Consider the following 1,098-nt stretch of genomic DNA (forward strand, 5'->3'; position numbering starts at 1 on the left):
ATTCGGGCTCGGATCGCCAGTTGCTGCGCCGTGGTGTGCTGACGCACCAACGCCTCCAACTGGGTACGTTCTTTGTCGGTGAGGGAAACGGGAATCGGGGTGCAGCGTGGCATCGTGTCATCAACTCATCGGCGAAACTCAAGACAGATGAGTAGGATGCCATCGATCGCCCAGAAACAGTATTAGGACTTTCACTCTAGACCACTAAACGTTTACCTGTATAATGGGATGGGTTTAGCTCGGCATATCTATCCAAACATCAAAATGCAGATCGATCTCCATCTTGGCTATAACTTTCAGAGTAGTGACATCAAGTATCGGCCCCCCATTTCCTTCTCTCGATTCCCAATAGCAATGAAGCATCGCGTTCCAACCACAATTTTTCAGTAAAGAAAGCGCGTCAATCTTTTTGTTGATTCTTTCAGCCACAAAAAATAAATGCCTTCGCAAGTCGCGAGAGTCAACAAAGTCCTGCGTCGAAAAAAACCAAGCATTCTTTTTTATTCTCGTTTTTTTCTTCTTGAGAATAGTACGAGTTGGCTCGATCCCAAGAGCCACAGATATATCGTCAGGCATACAATTCTCATGATAAAAAGACAATGTCACGTATGTTCTTGAACAACTATCAAAGTCATCTAAAAATATAATATTAGGCATTATCGACGACAAATAACTCACGTTTCGGAGTTCAAAATCGGCCCTAAAAAGGCTCTCCCGGATCTCCTGGGGTTGTGATATCTTATAAAACAGTGGCTTGAGAGCCAGTTCCCGTCAAAACCCAATTCGAACGCTGTTGATTATGATGCTTGACAAAGAGACCATCCGGGTGCTGTTGAACCTACCCGATATCGCCATTGATCGGATTGTGGTGGAAGGGGCCAGAACGCTCAAGATCTTTGTTCATAGCATCCTGGAAGGCACGCACTGTCACCGTTGCGGAAAGCCCATTGATCATCCTTACGGGTTGAGTCCAGGGCTGTGAAGGTCACAAAAAGTGAACGCAACGACTCCTGCCGGTCGCCCGCCCTCGACGCAGCTGAATCGCCCGAGCAGCGCGAGTCGCGCGTCCTCGGTACAATCGCGCCCTTTTGTAACCAG

1 protein-coding gene is annotated in these 1,098 nt (G+C 47.5%); it reads right to left on the minus strand.

From position 1 onward, the window contains the following. Positions 1–234: 234 nt before the first annotated feature. Positions 235–576: a DUF4279 domain-containing protein gene (locus CKO23_RS24850; protein WP_200336233.1), complete on the minus strand. Its 342-nt coding sequence runs from the start codon at positions 574–576 to the stop codon at positions 235–237. Between the last annotated feature and the right edge of the window lie 522 nt (positions 577–1,098).

The organism is Thiocystis violacea (assembly GCF_016583565.1).
In the GTDB taxonomy this organism is placed as follows: domain Bacteria; phylum Pseudomonadota; class Gammaproteobacteria; order Chromatiales; family Chromatiaceae; genus Thiorhodococcus; species Thiorhodococcus violaceus_A.